11 protein-coding genes are annotated in these 19,316 nt (G+C 71.6%); 10 read left to right on the plus strand and 1 reads right to left on the minus strand.

Annotated elements, in window-relative coordinates:
• Positions 1–77: 77 nt before the first annotated feature.
• From AC3ETA_RS43525 to AC3ETA_RS43560, 8 genes are all read left to right on the plus strand, one after another.
• Positions 78–1,862 carry an ABC transporter ATP-binding protein gene (locus AC3ETA_RS43525; protein WP_432198442.1) on the plus strand — a complete coding sequence of 595 codons (1,785 nt, stop codon included), beginning with the start codon at positions 78–80 and terminating at the stop codon, positions 1,860–1,862.
• Positions 1,859–3,712 (plus strand): ABC transporter ATP-binding protein, encoded by a 1,854-nt coding sequence (locus AC3ETA_RS43530; RefSeq protein ID WP_432198443.1) that lies wholly within the window; start codon positions 1,859–1,861, stop codon positions 3,710–3,712. The genes AC3ETA_RS43525 and AC3ETA_RS43530 overlap by 4 nt, the downstream gene beginning before the upstream one ends.
• A 39-nt stretch (positions 3,713–3,751) precedes the next feature.
• Complete coding sequence (locus AC3ETA_RS43535) at positions 3,752–5,464, plus strand: ABC transporter transmembrane domain-containing protein (RefSeq protein WP_432198444.1); 1,713 nt, start codon at positions 3,752–3,754, stop codon at positions 5,462–5,464.
• A gap of 134 nt (positions 5,465–5,598) precedes the next feature.
• Entirely contained in the window at positions 5,599–7,329 is a 1,731-nt protein-coding gene (locus AC3ETA_RS43540; protein WP_432198453.1) for an ABC transporter ATP-binding protein, read from the plus strand.
• Between the two features lie 75 nt (positions 7,330–7,404).
• Positions 7,405–9,435 carry an NAD(+) synthase gene (locus tag AC3ETA_RS43545; protein WP_432198445.1) on the plus strand — a complete coding sequence of 677 codons (2,031 nt, stop codon included), beginning with the start codon at positions 7,405–7,407 and terminating at the stop codon, positions 9,433–9,435.
• 272 nt (positions 9,436–9,707) lie between these two features.
• Entirely contained in the window at positions 9,708–11,756 is a 2,049-nt protein-coding gene (locus tag AC3ETA_RS43550; protein ID WP_432198446.1) for a M4 family metallopeptidase, read from the plus strand.
• Between the two features lie 211 nt (positions 11,757–11,967).
• Positions 11,968–13,623 carry a M4 family metallopeptidase gene (locus tag AC3ETA_RS43555; protein WP_432198447.1) on the plus strand — a complete coding sequence of 552 codons (1,656 nt, stop codon included), beginning with the start codon at positions 11,968–11,970 and terminating at the stop codon, positions 13,621–13,623.
• Positions 13,624–13,697: 74 nt separating this feature from the next.
• Positions 13,698–14,210 (plus strand): DUF1990 domain-containing protein, encoded by a 513-nt coding sequence (locus AC3ETA_RS43560; RefSeq protein ID WP_432198448.1) that lies wholly within the window; start codon positions 13,698–13,700, stop codon positions 14,208–14,210.
• Between the two features lie 44 nt (positions 14,211–14,254).
• Here AC3ETA_RS43560 and AC3ETA_RS43565 read toward each other — a convergent pair whose 3' ends face one another.
• Positions 14,255–16,879 (minus strand): glycosyltransferase family 1 protein, encoded by a 2,625-nt coding sequence (locus AC3ETA_RS43565; RefSeq protein WP_432198449.1) that lies wholly within the window; start codon positions 16,877–16,879, stop codon positions 14,255–14,257.
• Positions 16,880–17,199: 320 nt separating this feature from the next.
• Here AC3ETA_RS43565 and AC3ETA_RS43570 point away from each other — a divergent pair, with 320 nt between their 5' ends.
• Both AC3ETA_RS43570 and AC3ETA_RS43575 read left to right on the plus strand, forming a co-directional pair.
• The gene (locus AC3ETA_RS43570; protein WP_432198450.1) at positions 17,200–18,402 is read left to right on the plus strand and encodes a S8 family peptidase; all 1,203 of its coding nucleotides are present in this window, start codon (positions 17,200–17,202) and stop codon (positions 18,400–18,402) included.
• Positions 18,403–18,664: 262 nt separating this feature from the next.
• On the plus strand, positions 18,665–19,316 hold a 652-nt coding region (locus AC3ETA_RS43575; RefSeq protein ID WP_432198451.1), incomplete at its 3' end, for a maltotransferase domain-containing protein.

Genomic DNA, 19,316 nt, shown 5'->3' on the forward strand with positions numbered 1-19,316 from the left:
GCGGCCGAATGCGGACCGGCCCAACAGCCAAAAAACACAGTGGGCAGTGTCAGTGGCGATCCGTAGGCTCGCTGCTGATGGTCACTACACGTGCAACCCCCGAGGACAGGTCCGAACGATCCGCCGTCCGCACGCTGCTGCGCCTGTGGCCGTACGTGCGGCCGGTGCGCGTGCGGCTGTTCACCGCCGCGGGCGTGGCGGTCCTCGCCTCGTGCCTGTCGCTGGTCATCCCGCTCGTCCTGAAGTGGATGGTGGACGGTCCGGTCGCGGACCGGGATCCGGCCGGGGTGTGGCTCGGGGCGCTGTTTCTGCTGCTGCTCGGCTTCGCGGAGGCGTTGCTGTTCGGGCTCCGGCGGTGGCTGGTGGCGCGGCCGCTGGCGGGCGTCGAGGCGGCGATGCGGGCTGATCTGTACGGGCGGCTGCAGCGGCTGCCGGTGGCGTTCCACGACCGGTGGGCGTCGGGGCAGTTGCTGTCACGGGGCACGACGGATCTGATGCTGGTGCGGATGTTCCTCGCCTTCCCGCTGACGTTCCTGCTGGTCAACAGCGTGACCATCCTGGTCGGCGTGATCATCATGCTGCTCCAGGACTGGACGCTGGGGCTGGTGATCCTGATCCCGGCGGTGCCCGTGATGGTCACCTGCGTGATCTTCGAGAAGCGGTACGCCGAGGTGGCGCGGCGCGCTCAGGACCAGGTCGGCGATCTGACGACGGTCGTCGAGGAGAGCGTGCTCGGGATCCGGATCATCAAGGGCTTCGGGCGGCATCGCAGCCAGGCGCGGGCGTTCCGCGAGCTGTCGGGGACGCTGCGCGGCACGGAACTGCGCAAGGCCCGGCTGCTGGCCACGATCTGGGGCGTCATCGTGACGCTGCCGGAGGTGGCCATCGGGGCGGCGCTGGTGCTGGGTGCCGTGCAGGTGGCGGACGGGGAGCTGTCGGCGGGCACCCTGGTGGCGTTCCTGTCGACCGCGCTCGCGCTCAGATGGCCGGTGGACTCCATCGGGTTCCTGCTGGCGATGAGCCAGGAGGCGGCGACCGCGACGGAGCGGTACTTCGAGGTCATGGACGAGAAGCCGGAGGGCCATGAGGTCGCGACGGCGAAAGAGGACCGTACGGACCTCGGACTCCGCTTTCACGACGTGCGGTTCCGCTACCCCGACGCACCCGTGGACTCGCCGCCCGTTCTCGACCACATCGACCTCCACATCCGCCCCGGCGAATCCATGGCCCTGGTCGGCACGACGGGCAGCGGCAAGACCACCCTCACGGCCCTGGTCCCCCGTCTCCACGAGCTGACGTCCGGCCGGATCACCCTCGACGGGCAGGACATCACGGCGATGCCCCGCGAGGAGCTGCGCGAACTCGTGGCCGTCGCCTTCGAGGAGCCCACGCTCTTCTCGGCCAGCGTGGCCGACAACGTTCTCATGGGGGCCGCAGCGGGCGCGGGCGAGCCCGAGCTGGAGCGGGCGCTCGGCGTCGCGCAGGCCGGGTTCACGCACGACCTGCCGCACGGGACCGGGACACAGGTCGGCGAGCAGGGCCTCAGCCTCTCCGGCGGCCAGCGGCAGCGCCTCGCGCTCGCACGGGCGGTCGTCGGCCGGCCCCGGTTCCTCGTCCTCGACGACCCGCTGTCCGCCCTGGACGTGCACACCGAGGCCGCCGTCGAGGCGGCCCTGCGGGACGTGCTCGCGCAGACCACCGCCCTCATCGTCGCCCACCGCCCGTCCACCGTGCTGCTGGCCGACCGCGTCGCCCTGCTCTCCGACGGCCGCATCACGGCCGTGGGCACGCACCAGGAACTGCTGCGCGGCAACGCCGAGTACGCCCACCTGATGGCCGGACACGAGGAGACCGACCGATGACGGCGACCACCGCCACCGCACCGGGCAAGGATCAGCCGGCCGGAGAACCCCCGAAGAACGTCGACCCCTTCGACCACGACGTCCTGCCGACTCCCCCGGGCGCCACGATCGCGCTCCTGCGCTCGCTGCTCGCCCCGATGAAGGCCCGCGTCGCCCTGACCACGCTGCTGCTGTTGCTCCAGCAGGCGGCGGTGCAGGCGGGGCCGCTGCTGGTGGCGTACGCCATCGACTCGGCCGTGCCGGCGTTCCGGCGCGACGACCTCGGGCCGCTGATCGCGGTCGGCGTCGGCTATCTGGGGTGCGCGCTCGTCTCCGGCGCGCTCCAGTACGCGTTCATCCTGGCCGCCGCCCGCGTCAACCAGGACGTGCTGCTCGACCTGCGCGGCCGGATCTTCCGGCACGCCCAGGCACTGAGCGTCGACTTCCACGAGCGCTACACCTCGGGGCGGCTCATCTCCCGCTCCACCACGGACGTGGAGTCCCTGCGCGAGCTCCTGAACGAGGGCCTCCAGGAACTCGTCACCGTCATCCTGTCCTTCGTCTACATCTCGGCGATGCTGCTGTGGCTGGACCTCGGCCTCGGCGCGGTCGCCGTGGCCTCCTTCGTGCCGCTGTACCTGCTCGTGCGGCTCTACCGGCGGCGTGCCGCCCGCGTGTACACGCTGCGGTCCACGGCCATCGCGTCCGTGATCGTCAAGTTCGTGGAGACGATGAACGGCATCCGCCCGGTGCGCGCCTTCCGGCGCGAGGCCGCCAACGACGCCGACTTCCGCGTCCTCAACACCCGGCACGAGCGCACGAACGGCGACGCCCTGCTGGAGATGGCCCGCTATGTCGTCGGCTCCCGGCTCGTCGCCAACACGGCCGTCGCGGGGATCGTGCTGTGGGGCGCGTACCGCGTCGCGGGCGGCACGCTCGCCCTCGGTGTGCTGGCGGCGGCGGTGCTCTATCTGCGGCGGCTGTACGACCCGATCGACCGCCTCGGCATGTTCCTGAACTCCTACCAGTCGGCGGCCGCGTCCCTGGAGAAGATCGCCGGCCTCCTCGCGCAGACACCGTCCGTCCCCGAGCCGCAGGCGCCCCGGCAGCTCCCCGCGCTCCGCTCCGAGCACCCGGGCCGCGAGGTCGTCTTCGACGGCGTCCGGTTCGGCTACCGCACCGGTGGCGAGGTGCTGCCCCGTTTCGACCTCACGCTGCCGGCCGGGCAGACCGTCGCGGTCGTCGGCTCCACCGGCGCCGGCAAGTCGACGCTGGCCAAGCTGCTCGCCCGGTTCTACGACCCCTCCGCGGGCCGGGTCCTGCTGGACGGCGTCGACCTGCGCGAGCTGCCGGTGGCCGAGCTGCGGCGCGGGGTGGTGATGGTGACGCAGGAGGCGTTCCTGTTCTCCGGCACGGTCGCCGAGAACATCGCCCTCGGCCGCCCGGACGCCACCCGCGAGGAGATCGAGCGGGCCGCGAAGGCCATCGGCGCGCACGACTTCATCAGCTCCCTGCCCGACGGCTACGACACCGACGTACGCAAGCGCGGCGGCCGTATCTCCGCCGGTCAGCGGCAGCTCGTGGCGTTCGCGCGGGCGCTGCTCGCGGATCCGGCCGTGCTGATCCTCGACGAGGCGACCAGCTCCCTGGACATCCCCGGCGAACGGGCGGTGCAGCGCGCGATGACGACGGTTCTGCACGGACGTACGGCCGTCGTCATCGCCCACCGTCTGTCCACCGTCGAGATCGCCGACCGGGTGCTGGTCATGGAGCACGGGCGGATCGTCGAGGACGGCGCACCGGACGAACTCATCGCCGGGACGGGCAGGTTCGCGGATCTGCACCGGGCGTGGCGGGACAGCCTGGCGTAGCGGAACGGCAAACGGGACGACGAACGGGGCACGGGGACGATGATCGACGCGTACGAGGATCCGGGCGAGCCCGACTGCCGCGGCGGATGGCGGTATCTGTGGTGGCTGGTCATGCGCCAGAGGACGCGGTCCGTCGTGGGGGCGCTGATCTCCAGTGTGTGGATGGTGCTGCTGGCGGCGACGCCGTACCTGATGTCCCGTGCCGTCGACGACGGGCTGACGACCGGTGACCAGGGCGCGTTGGCGGGGTGGACGGGCGCGCTGTTCGCGGTGGGCATGCTCAACGCCTGGCTGAGCATCATGCGGCACCGCACGATGACGCGGGTGCGGATGGATGCCAACTTCCGTACGGTCAAGGTGCTGATGGGGCAGGCGGTACGACTGGGCGCCACACTGCCGCGCCGGATCGGGGCCGGGGAGGTCGTCACGATCGGCGTGGGCGACGTGCAGACCATCAGCCAGTCCCTGACCGTCGTCGGCCCGGGGGTCGGGGCGGTCGTCGCCTATCTGGTGATCGCCGGACTGCTGGTGTCGGTTTCGGTGCCGATCGCCGTGGTGGTGCTGCTCGGTATGCCGCTGGTCGGCGTGCTCGTCGGGCCGCTGCTGGGGCGGCTGCAGGCGACGGAGACGCAGTACCGGGAGCGGCAGGGGGTGCTGACCGCCCGGATCGCCGACCTCGCGGGCGGCCTGCGCGTCCTCAACGGGCTCGGTGGCAAGGGCCTGGTCGCCGACGCCTTCCACCGCGACTCGCAGCGGCTGCGGGCTCAGGGGTACCGGGTCGGGGCGGTGACCAGTTGGGTGCAGGCACTCGGGGCGGGGCTGCCGACCCTGTTCCTGGCCGTGGTGACCTGGCTGGCGGCGCGGCTGGCCGCCCGGGGGGACATCACCGTGGGCGAGTTGGTGTCGGTGTACGGCTATGTCGCGGTGCTGGTGGGGCCGGTGGCGTTCTTCATCGAGTGCGGCTATCAGGTCAGCCGTGGCGTGGTGGCGGCACGGCGGGTCGTACGGTTCCTGCGGCTGGAGCCGATGGCGGACACCGGCACGCGGGACGCGCCGGCCGAACCGGCGGTGCTGCACGACCCCGAGTCCGGCGTGCGGGTGCTGCCGGGCCGCATGACCGCGCTGGCCGGGGCGCTGCCCGCCGACACCGTGGCCGTCGTCGACCGCCTCGGCCGGTATGTGCCGTCGGCGGCGACCTGGGGCGGGGTGGCGCTCGACGAGATCGCGCTGCCGCAGGTGCGGGAGCGGGTCCTGGTGGCCGACCACGAGTCGGACCTGTTCGCCGGTCCGCTGTGCGAGCTGCTCGGCGGCGCGTGGGACCCGGACGACGCGGCCGTCGCGCGGGCGGTGCGCGCCGCGGTCGCCGACGACATCGTGCGAGGCCTGCCGGACGGCCTGGACACCCCGATCGACGCCCAGGGACGCAACCTCTCCGGCGGCCAGCGCCAGCGCGTCCGCCTGGTCCGCGCGTTGCTGGCCGACCCGGAGGTCCTCCTGGCGATCGAGCCGACGTCGGCCCTGGACGCCCACACGGAGGCACGGGTCGCCGAGCGCCTGCACGCCGAGCGCACCGGCCGCACGACCGTCGTCACGACCACGTCCCCCCTCGTCCTGGACCGCGCGGACACCGTGCACTACCTGGTCGACGGCAAGGTGGCAGCAACAGGCGACCACCGAGAACTCCTGGACAGAGAACCGGGATACAGAGCCCTGGTGGCCCGGGACGAGAACGCCGAGGAGCTGACCAGGTGACGAAAGCTCAGCCCACCTCAGGGGCGCGGGCCCGTGTCGATGAGCGGCTCCGCCGCGGGGCGCGACAGGCCACATCACGCCCGCACCCGGCGGACCACCCCGAGTCCCGAGCTACGAGCCGCAATTCACTCCCCATCGCCGAACGGCAAGACGTCCGCCGAGCCACCGTCCGCCTCGTCCGAGCCGACGCCAAGGCCTTCACCGCCGTACTCGCACTGAACGCCGCCGCGGCGATCGCCGGCCTCGCCGCCCCCTGGCTGGTCGGCCGCATCATCGACGAGGTCCGTGCCGGCCACGGTGTGACGACCGTCGACAAGCTGGCCCTGGCGATCCTGGTAGCGGCGACAGCCCAGTTGCTGCTGGCCCGCTGGGCCCGCTACATCGGCCACCGCTTCGGCGAGCGCACCCTCGCCCGCGTCCGCGAGGAGTTCGTGGACCGCACGCTCGCGCTGCCCGCGTCCGTCGTGGAGCGGGCCGGCACCGGGGACCTGACCGCGCGCGGCACCGCCGACGTGGCGGCCGTCGGCACCACCCTGCGCGACGCCGGGCCCGAGCTGCTCATCAACTCCGTGCAGGTCCTGTTCCTGCTGGGCGCGGTCTTCGTGCTGGACCCCCTGCTGGGCGCCTGCGGTCTGATCGGGCTGGCCGGTCTGTGGCCGGTGCTGCGCTGGTATCTGCGCCGCGCCCGCACCGGGTACCTCGCCGAGGGCGCGGCCACCTCGGACGTCGCGGAGATCCTGGCGGCGACCGCGGGCGGCGCCCGCACGGTGGAGGCACTGCGGCTGGAGCGGCGGCGGGTGGGGGCGAGCCGGGACGCGCTGGAGACGGCGCGCCGGACCCGGCTGCACACCCTCTTCCTGCGCTCGGTGTTCTTCCCTTCGGTGGAGATCGCCTATCTCGTCCCGGTGGCGACGGTCCTGCTCGTCGGCGGGGCGCTGCACGCGCAGGGCACGATCAGCCTGGGCACGGTGGTCGCGGCGGCGCTGTATCAGCAGCAGATGGCCGGTCCGCTGGACGAGATCCTGATGCGGATCGAGCAACTCCAGAGCAGCGGCGCCTCGTTCGCCCGCGTGGAGGGGCTGGCGCAGGCCCCGCGGGCGACGGAGTCCGACGCGCCGGCGCCCGCGGACGACCGGATCGACGTGACCGGCGCGCGCTACGCCTACGACCGGGGCGGTGAGGTCCTCAGCGATGTCGACCTGACGGTCCGGCCGGGGGAGCGGCTCGCGGTGGTCGGCCCGTCCGGCGCCGGGAAGACGACCCTGAGCCGGCTCCTCGCGGGCGTGGACGCGCCGACCGCCGGCTCGGTGACGGTCGGCGGTGTGCCGGTCGTCGCGCTGGGCCCGGAGCAGCTGCGCCGCCAGGTCGTGCTGGTCACCCAGGAGCACCATGTCTTCCTCGGCACGGTCCGCGACAACCTGCGGATCGCCGAGCCGTCCGCCACGGACGAGGACCTGTGGGCGGCCCTGACCGCGGTCGGCGCGGACTCCTGGGTACGGCGGCTGCCCGACGGCCTGGACACGGCGCTGGGCGACGGGGGCCGTGCCACGGACGGCTCGCAGGCCCAGCAGCTCGCGCTGGCCCGGGTGGTGCTGGCCGACCCGCACACCCTGATCCTCGACGAGGCGACGGCCCTGCTCGACCCGACGACCGCCCGGCACACCGAGCGCGCTCTGGCGGCCGTACTGGAAGGCCGTACCGTCATCGCCATCGCGCACCGGCTGCACACCGCCAGCGACGCGGACCGGGTGGCCGTGATGGAGAACGGCCGCCTGACCGAGCTCGGCACCCATGACGAGCTGGTCGCGGCGGACGGGGCGTACGCGGCGCTGTGGCGGTCCTGGCACGGGGAGCGGCCCGCCTGAACAGGCGATCTATGCTCGTTGCCGTAGGAGATCCCTGGCACGCTGAAGAAAGCCACAGTAGAAAGCCGCAGTGCATTGAACTTCTGGTCGATCTACCAGCACGGCTTCGCGCGGGTCGCCGCGTGTACGGGCCACACCGTCATCGCCGATCCGCTCGCCAACGCGGAGGCGGTGCTGCGGCAGGCGCAGGCGTGCGCGCGCGACGGCGTCGCGGTCGCCGTCTTCCCCGAGCTGGGCCTGACCGGCTACTCGATCGAGGACCTGCTGCTGCAGGACCCGGTGCTCGACGAGGTGGAGCAGGCGCTGCAGGACGTGGTGGCCGGGTCGGCGGACCTGCTGCCGGTGCTGGTGGTCGGCGCTCCGCTGCGCCACCGCCACCGGATCTACAACTGCGCGGTGATCGTGCACCGCGGCCGGATCCTCGGCGTGGCGCCGAAGTCGTACCCGCCGAACTACCGCGAGTTCTACGAGCGCCGCCAGATCGCCTCCGGCGAGAACGAGCGCGGCGGGACGATCCGGATCGGCGGGGTGGAGGTGCCGTTCGGGATCGACCTGCTCTTCGAGGCCGAGGACGTCCCGGGTCTGGTGCTGCACGCGGAGATCTGCGAGGACATGTGGGTGCCGGTGCCGCCGAGCGCGGAGGCCGCGCTGGCCGGCGCGACCGTGCTCGCGAACCTCTCCGGCAGCCCGATCACGGTCGGCCGGGCGGAGGACCGCCGGCTGCTGTGCCGGGCGGCGTCCGCGCGCTGTCTGGCCGCCTACGTCTACTCGGCGGCCGGTCTGGGCGAGTCGACGACGGATCTGTCCTGGGACGGGCAGACCATGATCTACGAGAACGGCGCCCTGCTCGGCGAGACGGACCGCTTCGCGAGCGACGACCAGTACGCGGTGGCCGACGTCGACCTCGACCTGCTGCGGCAGGAACGGCACCGGATGGGCACGTTCGACGACAACCGCCGCGCGCACGCCGGGCGCACCGACGACTTCCGGAGCATCAAGTTCCGGCTCGACCCGCCGACGACCGATCTCGGGCTCAGGCGCCGGGTGGAGCGTTTCCCGTTCGTCCCGGCCGACGCGGACCGGCTCGCGCTGGACTGCTACGAGGCGTACAACATCCAGGTCGCGGGCCTTCAGCAGCGTCTGTCGGCGATCGGCGGCCCGAAGGTCGTCATCGGGGTGTCGGGCGGTCTGGACTCCACGCACGCGCTGATCGTCGCCGCCCGGGCGATGGACCGCGCCGGGCGCCCGCGCAGCGACATCCTGGCGTTCACGCTGCCCGGCTTCGCCACCAGCGACCACACCAAGGACAACGCCCACAAGCTGATGAACTCGCTCGGCGTGACCGCGGCCGAGCTGGACATCACGCCGACCGCGCGGCTGATGCTGAAGGAGATGGGCCACCCGTTCGCGGCCGGCGAGCCGGTGTACGACGTCACCTTCGAGAACGTGCAGGCGGGCCTGCGCACCGACTACCTGTTCCGGCTCGCGAACCAGCGCGGCGGCATCGTCCTGGGCACCGGTGACCTGTCGGAGCTGGCGCTGGGCTGGTCCACGTACGGCGTGGGCGACCAGATGAGCCACTACAACGTCAACTCCGGCGTGCCGAAGACGCTGATCCAGCATCTGATCCGCTGGGTCATCGGCAGCGAGCAGTTCGATGAGGAGACCGGTAGGACGCTGGCCGCGATCCTCGACACCGAGATCAGCCCCGAGCTGGTGCCGGGCGAGGAGATGCAGTCCACCGAGTCGAAGATCGGGCCGTACGCGCTGCACGACTTCACGCTCTTCCACGTCCTGCGGTACGGCTTCCGGCCGTCGAAGATCGCGTTCCTGGCGTGGCACGCCTGGCACGAGGCGGACGCGGGTGCCTGGCCCCCGGGCTTCCCCGAGGCGAAGCGGGTGGCGTACGACCTGGCCGAGATCCGGCGCTGGCTGGAGGTCTTCTGCCGTCGTTTCTTCGCGTTCGCACAGTTCAAGCGCTCCGCGATGCCGAACGGCCCGAAGGTCTCGGCGGGCGGTTCGCTCTCGCCGCGCGGCGACTGGCGGGCGCCGTCCGACGGCAACGCCGCCGCGTGGCTGCGTGACCTCGGGCGCATCGACGTTTGAGCGACTGGTCCGTTTATCGAACGTGAACTCCCGGACAACGAACGATTTCCGGCCAACTTTCTGACGCGGTCCTGACAGAAACCGCAACCACCTGCCACTCTTCCCACGGCCGCGGCACAGCAACCCCACAGCACCGTCGCACGGCGGTGTCCGCGGCCGAGCTCCCGCACGCGCACGTCGTTCTGCGTACCACCCCGATCTGCCCGGACGGCCCACCCGCCGGCCGGTCTCCCCTGGCCGCGTGATCCGCGGCCGCGCAGAAGGAGTCAGTGTTGAGAGACAGTTCCTCCCACAGACGCACCCCCCACACCCCCCACCGCCGGGCCGCCGCCGTCGCCCTCGTCGGCGTCTCGGCCCTGATCGCCGCGGCCGTCCAGGCGGGCGCCGCCACCGCAGCCCCGGAGAAGGCACCGTCGGCCGCGGGCAAGGTCATACCGGGCGCCGAGGCCGTCAAGCTGTCCCCCGCCCAGCGCGCCGAGCTGATCCGCGACGCCAACGCCACCAAGGCGGACACCGCCGAGGACCTGGGCCTGGGGGCCAAGGAGAAGCTGGTCGTCCGTGATGTCGTCAAGGACGGCAACGGCACGGTCCACACCCGCTACGAGCGCACCTACGACGGCCTGCCCGTCCTCGGCGGCGACCTGGTCGTCGAGACCACGAAGTCCGGCGCGACCAAGGACGTCGTGAAGGCGACCCGCGCCGCCATCAAGCCCGCGACCACGACCGCCGCCGTCCCGGCCGCCAAGGCCGAGAAGCAGGCGCTGGCCGCGGCGAAGGCCGAGGACGCCAAGAGCCCGGACGTCAACAAGGCGCCGCGCAAGGTGATCTGGGCCGCGAACGGCAAGCCGACCCTGGCCTACGAGACCGTCGTCGGCGGCCTCCAGGAGGACGGCACCCCGAACGAACTGCACGTCGTCACCGACGCCGCCACCGGCGCGAAGCTCTACGAGTACCAGGGCATCGAGACCGGCACCGGCAACACGATGTACAGCGGCACCGTGACGCTCGGCACCACGCAGTCCGGGTCGACGTACAACCTGACCGACGGCGCGCGCGGCAACCACAAGACGTACAACCTCAACCGCGGCACCTCCGGCACGGGCACGCTCTTCTCGGGCTCCGACGACGTGTGGGGCAACGGCAACCCGTCCAACGCGGAGACCGCGGGCGCCGACGCGCACTACGGTGCCGCGCTGACGTGGGACTACTACAAGAACGTGCACGGGCGTTCGGGCATCCGCGGTGACGGCGTCGGCGCCTACTCCCGCGTCCACTACGGCAACAACTACGTCAACGCGTTCTGGTCGGACAGCTGCTTCTGCATGACGTACGGCGACGGTTCGGGCAACACCCACCCGCTGACGTCCATCGACGTGGCCGGCCACGAGATGACCCACGGTGTCACCTCCAACACCGCGGGCCTCATCTACAGCGGCGAGTCCGGCGGTCTGAACGAGGCGACCTCCGACATCTTCGGCTCGACCGTCGAGTTCTACGCGGGCAACGCCTCCGACGTCGGTGACTACCTCATCGGCGAGGAGATCGACATCAACGGCGACGGCACCCCGCTGCGCTACATGGACAAGCCCAGCAAGGACGGCGCGTCCAAGGACGCCTGGTACTCGGGCATCGGCTCCATCGACGTGCACTACTCCTCGGGCCCCGCGAACCACTTCTTCTACCTCCTGTCCGAGGGCAGCGGCACCAAGACCATCAACGGTGTCACCTACAACTCGCCCACCTCGGACGGCCTTCCGGTCACCGGCATCGGCCGCGCCAAGGCGGAGAAGATCTGGTTCCGCGCGCTGACCACCAAGTTCACCTCGAACACCAACTACGCGGCCGCCCGCACCGGCACCCTCGCGGCCACCGGTGAGCTCTACGGCACCACGAGCGCCGAGTACAAGGCCGTGCAGGACGCCTGGGCGGGCGTCAACGTGGGCACCCGGTCCGACGGCGGTGGCGGCGGCGGTACGTCGTTCGAGAACACCACCGACGTGGCGATCCCGGACCGGGGCGCGGCGGTCACGTCGTCGATCACCGTCTCCGGGCGGACCGGCAACGCGCCGTCCAACCTCCAGGTCGCCGTGGACATCGTCCACACCTACATCGGTGACCTCAAGGTGGATCTGCTCGCCCCCGACGGCACGGTGTACACGCTGAAGGGGTACGGCACGGGCGGCAGCTCGGACAACCTCAACACCACCTACACGGTGAACGCCTCCTCCGAGGTCGCCAACGGCGTCTGGACACTGCGGGTCCAGGACAACGCGGCCATCGACACCGGCTACATCAACAGCTGGAAGCTCACCTTCCCGTAAGCCGGTTCGCGGTCGGTCTCCGACAGGGCGCCGTCTCGGTGGGTTCAACTCCCGCCGGGACGGCGCCCGTTCATATGTCTGAAACGTTCACCGTTCAGTCAAATCTTGGCCAACATCACCGAGCACTCCTGACATGTACGCGTCCCAGGTGCCACGCTTCCCCCACCCGCCGCACCAGCACCAATGCACCTCCCCCACAAAAGGAGCTCGTGTGACCCCCCTCTACGCGCGTCGCAAGCGCACCACCCTGGCCATCGCCACCACCGTGGCCGCCGGGGCGCTCCTCACCACCGCGCTGACCACCGGTGGTTCGGCCGCAGCGGCCCCCGGCACCCAGGCCGCCCCGCTCGCCGCACCGGTCGCGCTCGCCCCCGCGGCCCGCACCACCCTCATCAAGGACCAGCAGGCCAAGGCGGCCGACACCGCCGACGAGATAGGACTCGGCGCCCGGGAGAAGCTGGTCGTCAAGGACGTCGTCAAGGACGCCGACGGCAGCGTCCACACCCGCTACGAGCGCACCTACGCGGGCCTGCCGGTCCTCGGCGGCGACCTGGTCGTCCACGAGTCGGCGTCCGGCGCGAGAAAGGGCGTGACCAAGGCGACGAAGGCCGCCATCAAGGTCGCCTCGCTGAAGCCGGCGATCACCGCGGCCAGGGCCGAGGGCCAGGCGGTCTCGCTCGCCAAGTCGGCCGGCTCGGAGAAGACCGAGGCGGACAAGGCCCCCCGCAAGGTGATCTGGGCTGCGAACGGCAAGCCGACCCTGGCCTACGAGACCGTCGTCGGCGGCCTCCAGGACGACGGCACCCCCAACGAGCTGCACGTCATCACCGACGCCGCCACCGGCAAGAAGCTCTTCGAGTACCAGGGCATCGAGACCGGCACCGGCAAGAGCCTGTACTCGGGCACGGTCACGCTCGGCACGACCAAGTCGGGCTCGACGTACCAGCTCTACGACACCACGCGCGGCGGCCACAAGACGTACAACAAGGCCCGCAGCACCAGTTCCTCGGCCGGCACGCTGTTCACGGACGCGGACGACACCTGGGGCACCGGCACCGCCTCCAGCTCCTCCACCGACCAGACCGCCGCCGTCGACGCGGCCTACGGCGCGCAGGAGACCTGGGACTTCTACAAGAACACCTTCGGCCGCAGCGGCATCAAGAACGACGGCAAGGCCGCCTACTCCCGCGTCCACTACGGCAACGCCTATGTCAACGCGTTCTGGTCGGACAGCTGCTTCTGCATGACGTACGGCGACGGCGAGGGCAACACCAACCCGCTGACCTCGCTGGACGTGGCCGGCCACGAGATGACCCACGGCGTCACCTCCAACACCGCGGGCCTGAACTACTCCGGTGAGTCGGGCGGTCTGAACGAGGCGACCTCCGACATCTTCGGCACGGCGGTCGAGTTCTACGCGGGCAACGCCTCCGACGTCGGTGACTACCTCATCGGCGAGGAGATCGACATCAACGGCGACGGCACCCCGCTGCGCTACATGGACAAGCCCAGCAAGGACGGCGCGTCCAAGGACGCCTGGTACTCGGGCATCGGCTCCATCGACGTGCACTACTCCTCGGGCCCCGCGAACCACTTCTTCTACCTCCTGTCCGAGGGCAGCGGCGCGAAGACGATCAACGGGGTGAGCTACAACTCCCCGACCTCCAACGGCTCGACGGTCACCGGGATCGGCCGCGCCAAGGCCGCCGCGATCTGGTACAAGGCGCTGACCGAGTACATGACCTCGACCACCGACTACAAGGCCGCCCGCACGGCGACGCTGAGCGCGGCATCCGCCCTGTACGGCTCCACCAGCACGGAGTACAAGACGGTGGCGGCCGCCTGGTCGGCCATCAACGTGAGCTGACGCACCTGTAGTTGCTCGCAGGGGCGGCACCCGGGACGAAGGCATCCCCGGGTGCCGCCCTACTCTTGGGACCCATGTCCTTCACGTACGACGACGTCGGCGCGACCCGGGAGAGAGGCTTCTGCCCGCCCGGCTTCCACCCCATGAACGTGCGCACCCGCATCGGCGAGGGCGAAGACGTCTTCCGCAGAGCCGCCGAGGCGGTCATGACCTGGGAGATGCACCGCGCCATGGGCGTCGGCATGGAAGCGGCGGCCGAGCGCGCGGCCCCCGACGTCGACGTCACGGTCACCCTCGCCGGCGTCATCAAGGCCCCCTGCCGCGTCGTGTGGACGGTCGAGGAGCACCGCCGCACCGGCTGGGCCTACGGCACCCTCGTCGGCCACCCCGAGTGCGGCGAGGAGTCCTTCGTCGTGGACCGCACGGGCGACGGCACGGTCTGGCTGACGGTCCACGCCTTCAGCCGCGCGGCCAAGTGGTACACCCGAGCGGGCGGCCCGGCGACGCGGGGGCTGCAGCACGCCTATGCGCGGCGGTGCGGCAGCGTACTGCGGCAGCTGTGCGAGCGCGAGAACAAGGAGTACTGACAAACCCCTCTCCCCGCGAGCCTCGCGCCCGCGCTGCCGCCGCGTCACCGCATCAGAACCCCCGCCCCCTCCCCCAGGTCCTCGGCGGGCACCGCGACCAGGCCCAGTTCCGCGCTCGACGCCAGCAGGCGGTGGGCCGGGAGGATGCGGACGGTGTAGCCGTAGGGGCCCGTGCGGGCCAGGGACAGGGGGCCCTCGTAGGTCCAGCGGCCCTCGATGTCGGGGCCGCCCACCGGCTTCAGCGGCACCGTGGACGCGTCCGCGATGTGGTCCTCCGGGTCGACGCGGCCCGAGACCACCTGGACCTCCACGTCGTCCGGGGCGAGGTCGCCGAGGCCGACGCGGACGCGGAGGGTGAGGGTCGTGCCGAGTTCGGCCGTGGCGGTCACCGTCGACACGGACGTCTCCACATGGTCGACGCTCACGTCGTGCCAGGCGGAGCGCACCCGCGCCTTCCAGACGGCGAGTTCGCGCGCCGCGTCCGCCGTCATCGCCCGGTGGGCGTGCGCGGCGGGCGTGTAGAGGCGCTCCACGTACTCGCGGACCATCCGGCCCGCGAGGACCTTCGGGCCGAGCAGGGTGAGCGTCTGGCGGACCATCTCGATCCAGCGGTCGGGCAGGCCGCTCTGCCCGCGCTCGTAGAAGCGGGGCGCGACGCGTTGTTCCAGCAGGTCGTACAGCGCCGCGGCCTCTATGTCGTCGCGGCGGTCCGGATCCGTGCCGGTGCCGTCCGCCGTGGGGATCGCCCAGCCGAAGTCGGGCTGGAACCACTCGTCCCACCAGCCGTCCAGGACGGACAGGTTGAGACAGCCGTTCAGGGCCGCCTTCATCCCGGAGGTGCCGCAGGCCTCCAGCGGACGCAGCGGGTTGTTCAGCCAGATGTCGCAGCCGGGGTAGAGCTTCTGGGCCATCGCCATGCCGTAGTCCGGCAGGAAGACGATGCGGTGGCGCACCCGCGGGTCGTCCGTGAACCGCACGAGTTCCTGCACCAGCCGCTTCCCGCCGTCGTCCGCGGGGTGCGCCTTGCCGGCCACCACGATCTGGATCGGCCGCTCGGGGTGCAGGAGCAGGTCCATCAGCCGGTCGCGGTCGCGGAGCATGAGGGTGAGGCGCTTGTACGACGGGACCCGGCGCGCGAATCCGATCGTGAGGACGTCGGGGTCCAGGACCCCGTCGATCCAGCCCAGCTCGGCCGTCCCCGCGCCCCGCTGGCGCCAGGAGGCGCGCAGCCGCTCCCGCACCTCGGTCACCAGCTGCTCGCGCAGCACCCGACGCAGTTCCCAGACGTCCTGGTCCGGGATCTCCCCGACCGCGTCCCAGCGTTCCGAGCCCCCCACCGTCAGCGCGTCCTCGGTGCGCCGGCCGCCGATCTGGCGGGCGCCGAGGCGGAAGACCTCGGGGGCCACCCAGGTCGGGGCGTGGACGCCGTTGGTGACCGAGGTGATCGGCACCTCGTCCGGGTCGAACCCCGGCCACAGGCCCGAGAACATCTCGCGGCTGACGTTGCCGTGCAGCAGCGAGACGCCGTTGGCCCGCTGGCCCAGGCGCAGGCCCATCACGGCCATGTTGAACAGGTTCGGCTCGCCGCCCGGGTAGGTCTCCATGCCGAGCTGGAGGATGCGCTCGACGTCGATGCCGGGGAGCTCGGCGCCGGGGCCGAAGTGGTGGGCGACCAGCTCACGGTCGAAGCGGTCGATGCCGGCCGGGACGGGGGTGTGGGTGGTGAAGACCGTGCCCGCGCGGACGGCCTCCAGCGCGGGATCGAAGTCCAGCCCCGCGGTGGCCAGTTCGGCGATGCGCTCCAGACCGAGGAAGCCGGCGTGTCCCTCGTTGGTGTGGAAGACCTCGGGTTCGGGGTGTCCGGTCAGCCGGCAGTACGCCCGCACCGCCCGCACACCTCCTATGCCCAGCAGCATCTCCTGGAGCAGCCGGTGCTCGCTGCCGCCGCCGTAGAGCCGGTCGGTCACCCCGCGTCCGCCGAGGTCGTTCTCCTCGACGTCGGAGTCGAGCATCAGCAGCGGCACCCGGCCGACCTGGGCGAGCCAGACGCGGGCGTGCAGCGACCTGCCGCCGGGCAGGGCGAGCGAGACCTGGGCGGGAGTGCCGTCGGGTTCCTTCAGGAGCACCAGCGGCAGCTCGTTGGGGTCCAGGACGGGGTAGTGCTCCTGCTGCCAGCCGTCCCGGGACAGGGTCTGTCGGAAGTAGCCGTGCCGGTACAGCAGCCCGACGCCGATGAGCGGCACACCGAGGTCGCTGGCCGCCTTGAGGTGGTCCCCGGCGAGGATGCCGAGGCCTCCGGAGTACTGGGGCAGGGCCGCCGTGATGCCGAATTCGGGCGAGAAGTAGGCGACGGCGGCAGGGAGTTCGGCGGACTGGTCCTGGTACCAGCGTCCACCGGTGACGTAGTCGTTGAGGTCACCGGCGACCGAGGCCAGCCGGCGCAGGAAGCGGCTGTCCTCAGCCAGTTCCGCGAGCCGCGCGGGCGGGACACTGCCCAGCAGCCGCACGGGGTCGTTGCCCGAGGCGGCCCAGCGCCCGGGGTCCACGGACTGGAAGAGCTCACGGGTCTCCGCATGCCAGGACCAGCGCAGATTGCGCGCCAGGTCGCTGAGGGGCCGGAGGGGTTCGGGGAGGACAGGTCGGACGGTGAATCGACGGATCGCCTTCACGGTTCACCTCGGGCAGCACGTGGCAGGGGACACACGGCGGTGTGGGTCCCGTCATCGCCACCGACGGTATCGGTATGCGGGGCTTCGTAACCACAGGGCGTTTTTGCGACTCCCGAGCGAAGCGGACCGAGTATCTCCGTCCGAAATCAAGCGCAACCTTTACACATCCCCCATAGCCGATATGGCCGATTCCGCCCCCGTAGGCGTCCTTGTGGCGACTTCTGACCTCACGAGAGGGTGGCAGTGGCGTACCGGCCTCGCCGGGTGCACCCGGCGATTCCCGGCCGCCGTGCGCCGAGTTGAGGAGGGGAACTCACACCATGGCACGGACGCGCACGCGGCGTCTGCGCCGGGCGGCTGGTCTGACCGCGATGACCTGTGTCGTCGCGCTTTCGGCCACCAGCATGCCCGCGCACGCCGCACCGGAGGGGCAGATACTCGGCGCCGGGGACCCCGGCTCCGTCCGCGGCAGTTACCTGGTGACACTCAAGGGGGCAACGAGAGCTCCGTCGGCGGCCGGAAAGAGCCTCGCCGAAAAGTACGGGGCGGAAATAAGCCACACCTACGGCACGGTCCTCAACGGTTACGCCGTCCGGGCCGACGAGAGACAGGCCAGGCGGCTCGCGGCCGACCCCCGGGTCGCCTCGGTCGTGCAGGACACCCGGGTGACCCTGGAGCACACGCAGAAGAACCCGCCGTCCTGGGGTCTCGACCGTATCGATCAGGCCAGTCTTCCGCTGGACAGGGGCTACACCTGGCCCGAGTCCGCGGGCGCCGGCGTGACGGTCTACGTCATCGACACCGGCATCCGCATCTCGCACAAGGACTTCAGCGGCCGGGCGAGCCACGGCTGGGACTTCGTCGGCAACGACAGGAGCGCCGGCGACGGCAACGGCCACGGCACCCATGTCGCCGGCACGGTCGCGGGCAAACAGTACGGAGTCGCCAAGAAGGCGAAGGTCGTGGCCGTACGGGTCCTGGACAACGCCGGCGGCGGCACGACCGCCCAGGTCATCGCGGGCATCGACTGGGTGACCAAGCACGCGAGGAAGCCGGCGGTCGCCAACGTCAGCCTCGGCGGCAAGCGCAACGCCCAGTTGGACGCCGCCGTACGCAACTCCGTCGCCGCCGGTGTCACCTACACGGTGGCGGCGGGCAACGACGGGCTGCCGGCCGGCCTGTACTCCCCCGCGGCGGTGCGCGAGGCCATCACCGTCGGCGCCACCGACAAGAAGGACGCGCGGGCGGGCTTCTCCAACACCGGACCGGTTCTGGACGTGTTCGCCCCGGGCGTGTCGATCACCTCCGCGTCCAACGCGAGCAACACCGGCCGGGCCACCTACTCCGGTACGTCGATGGCATCACCGCACGTGGCGGGCGTGGCCGCGCTCTATCTCGCGGACCACCCCAAGGCATCGCCTGCCCAGGTCTCCAAAGCGCTGGTGGCACATGCCATTTCCGGCAAGGTCTCCGGCCGCGGGCTCGGCTCACCGAACAAACTCCTGCAGGTACCGGGCTCGTAGCGGTCACTTCGCGGCGAAGTGCGGACACCGGCCCCGTTCCTCACGAACGGGGCCGGTCTTGTGCGTAGACATACGCGTGAGTAGTTAACAAAGTGCCGGATTGCCCACACGAATAGGGTGGGAAGGCTCCTCCGGTACGACCCCATGTGCGCCCCCGGGCGTGCACCCCCACGCGGCCCGGCCGCACAGCGCCAAGTCACCACGCAGGACCCACCTCCCCACAGCCATCCGCCCACCAACGTTGACGCGGACAGGAGCGGTCATGCCCGCCATGCACCACCAGTCGTCCACACCCCCGACGCCTCGCACCGAAGCGCCACCAGTCCCCCGCGCCACCGCCCCCGACCCCGGACCGCCGGCTCCGGAGCGATCCTCCACGGCCGATGCGACCAGCGGTGTCGGGCGCATACCGGTTCTCGACGTCCGCCCGGTCGTCCAGCAAGGACGCCGGCCCGCGAAGGCGGTCACCGGCGAGACCTTCGAGATCTCCGCGACCGTGTTCCGGGAGGGACACGACGCCGTCGCCGCCAATGCCGTACTGACCGACCCGGACGGCCGCCCCGGCCCCTGGACCCCGATGCGTGAACTCGCCCCCGGCACCGACCGCTGGGGAGCCGACGTCACGGCCGGCGAGCCGGGCCGCTGGACGTACCACGTCGAGGCGTGGGGCGACCCCGTCAGCACCTGGCGGCACCACGCCGAGATCAAGATCCCCGCCGGGATGGACACGGAACTGGTGCTGGAGGAGGGCGCGCGGCTGTACGAGCGTGCCGCCGCGACCGTGCCCAGGAGCAAGGGGCGGCGTGTGCTCCTCGCTGCCGTTGAGGCCCTGCGGGACGAAAGCCGTCCGGCCGCGTGGCGGTTGGCGGCCTCGCTGACGCCCGAGGTCGACGCCGTGTTGGGGCGGTATCCGC

It is taken from the genome of Streptomyces sp. bgisy027, assembly GCF_057710365.1.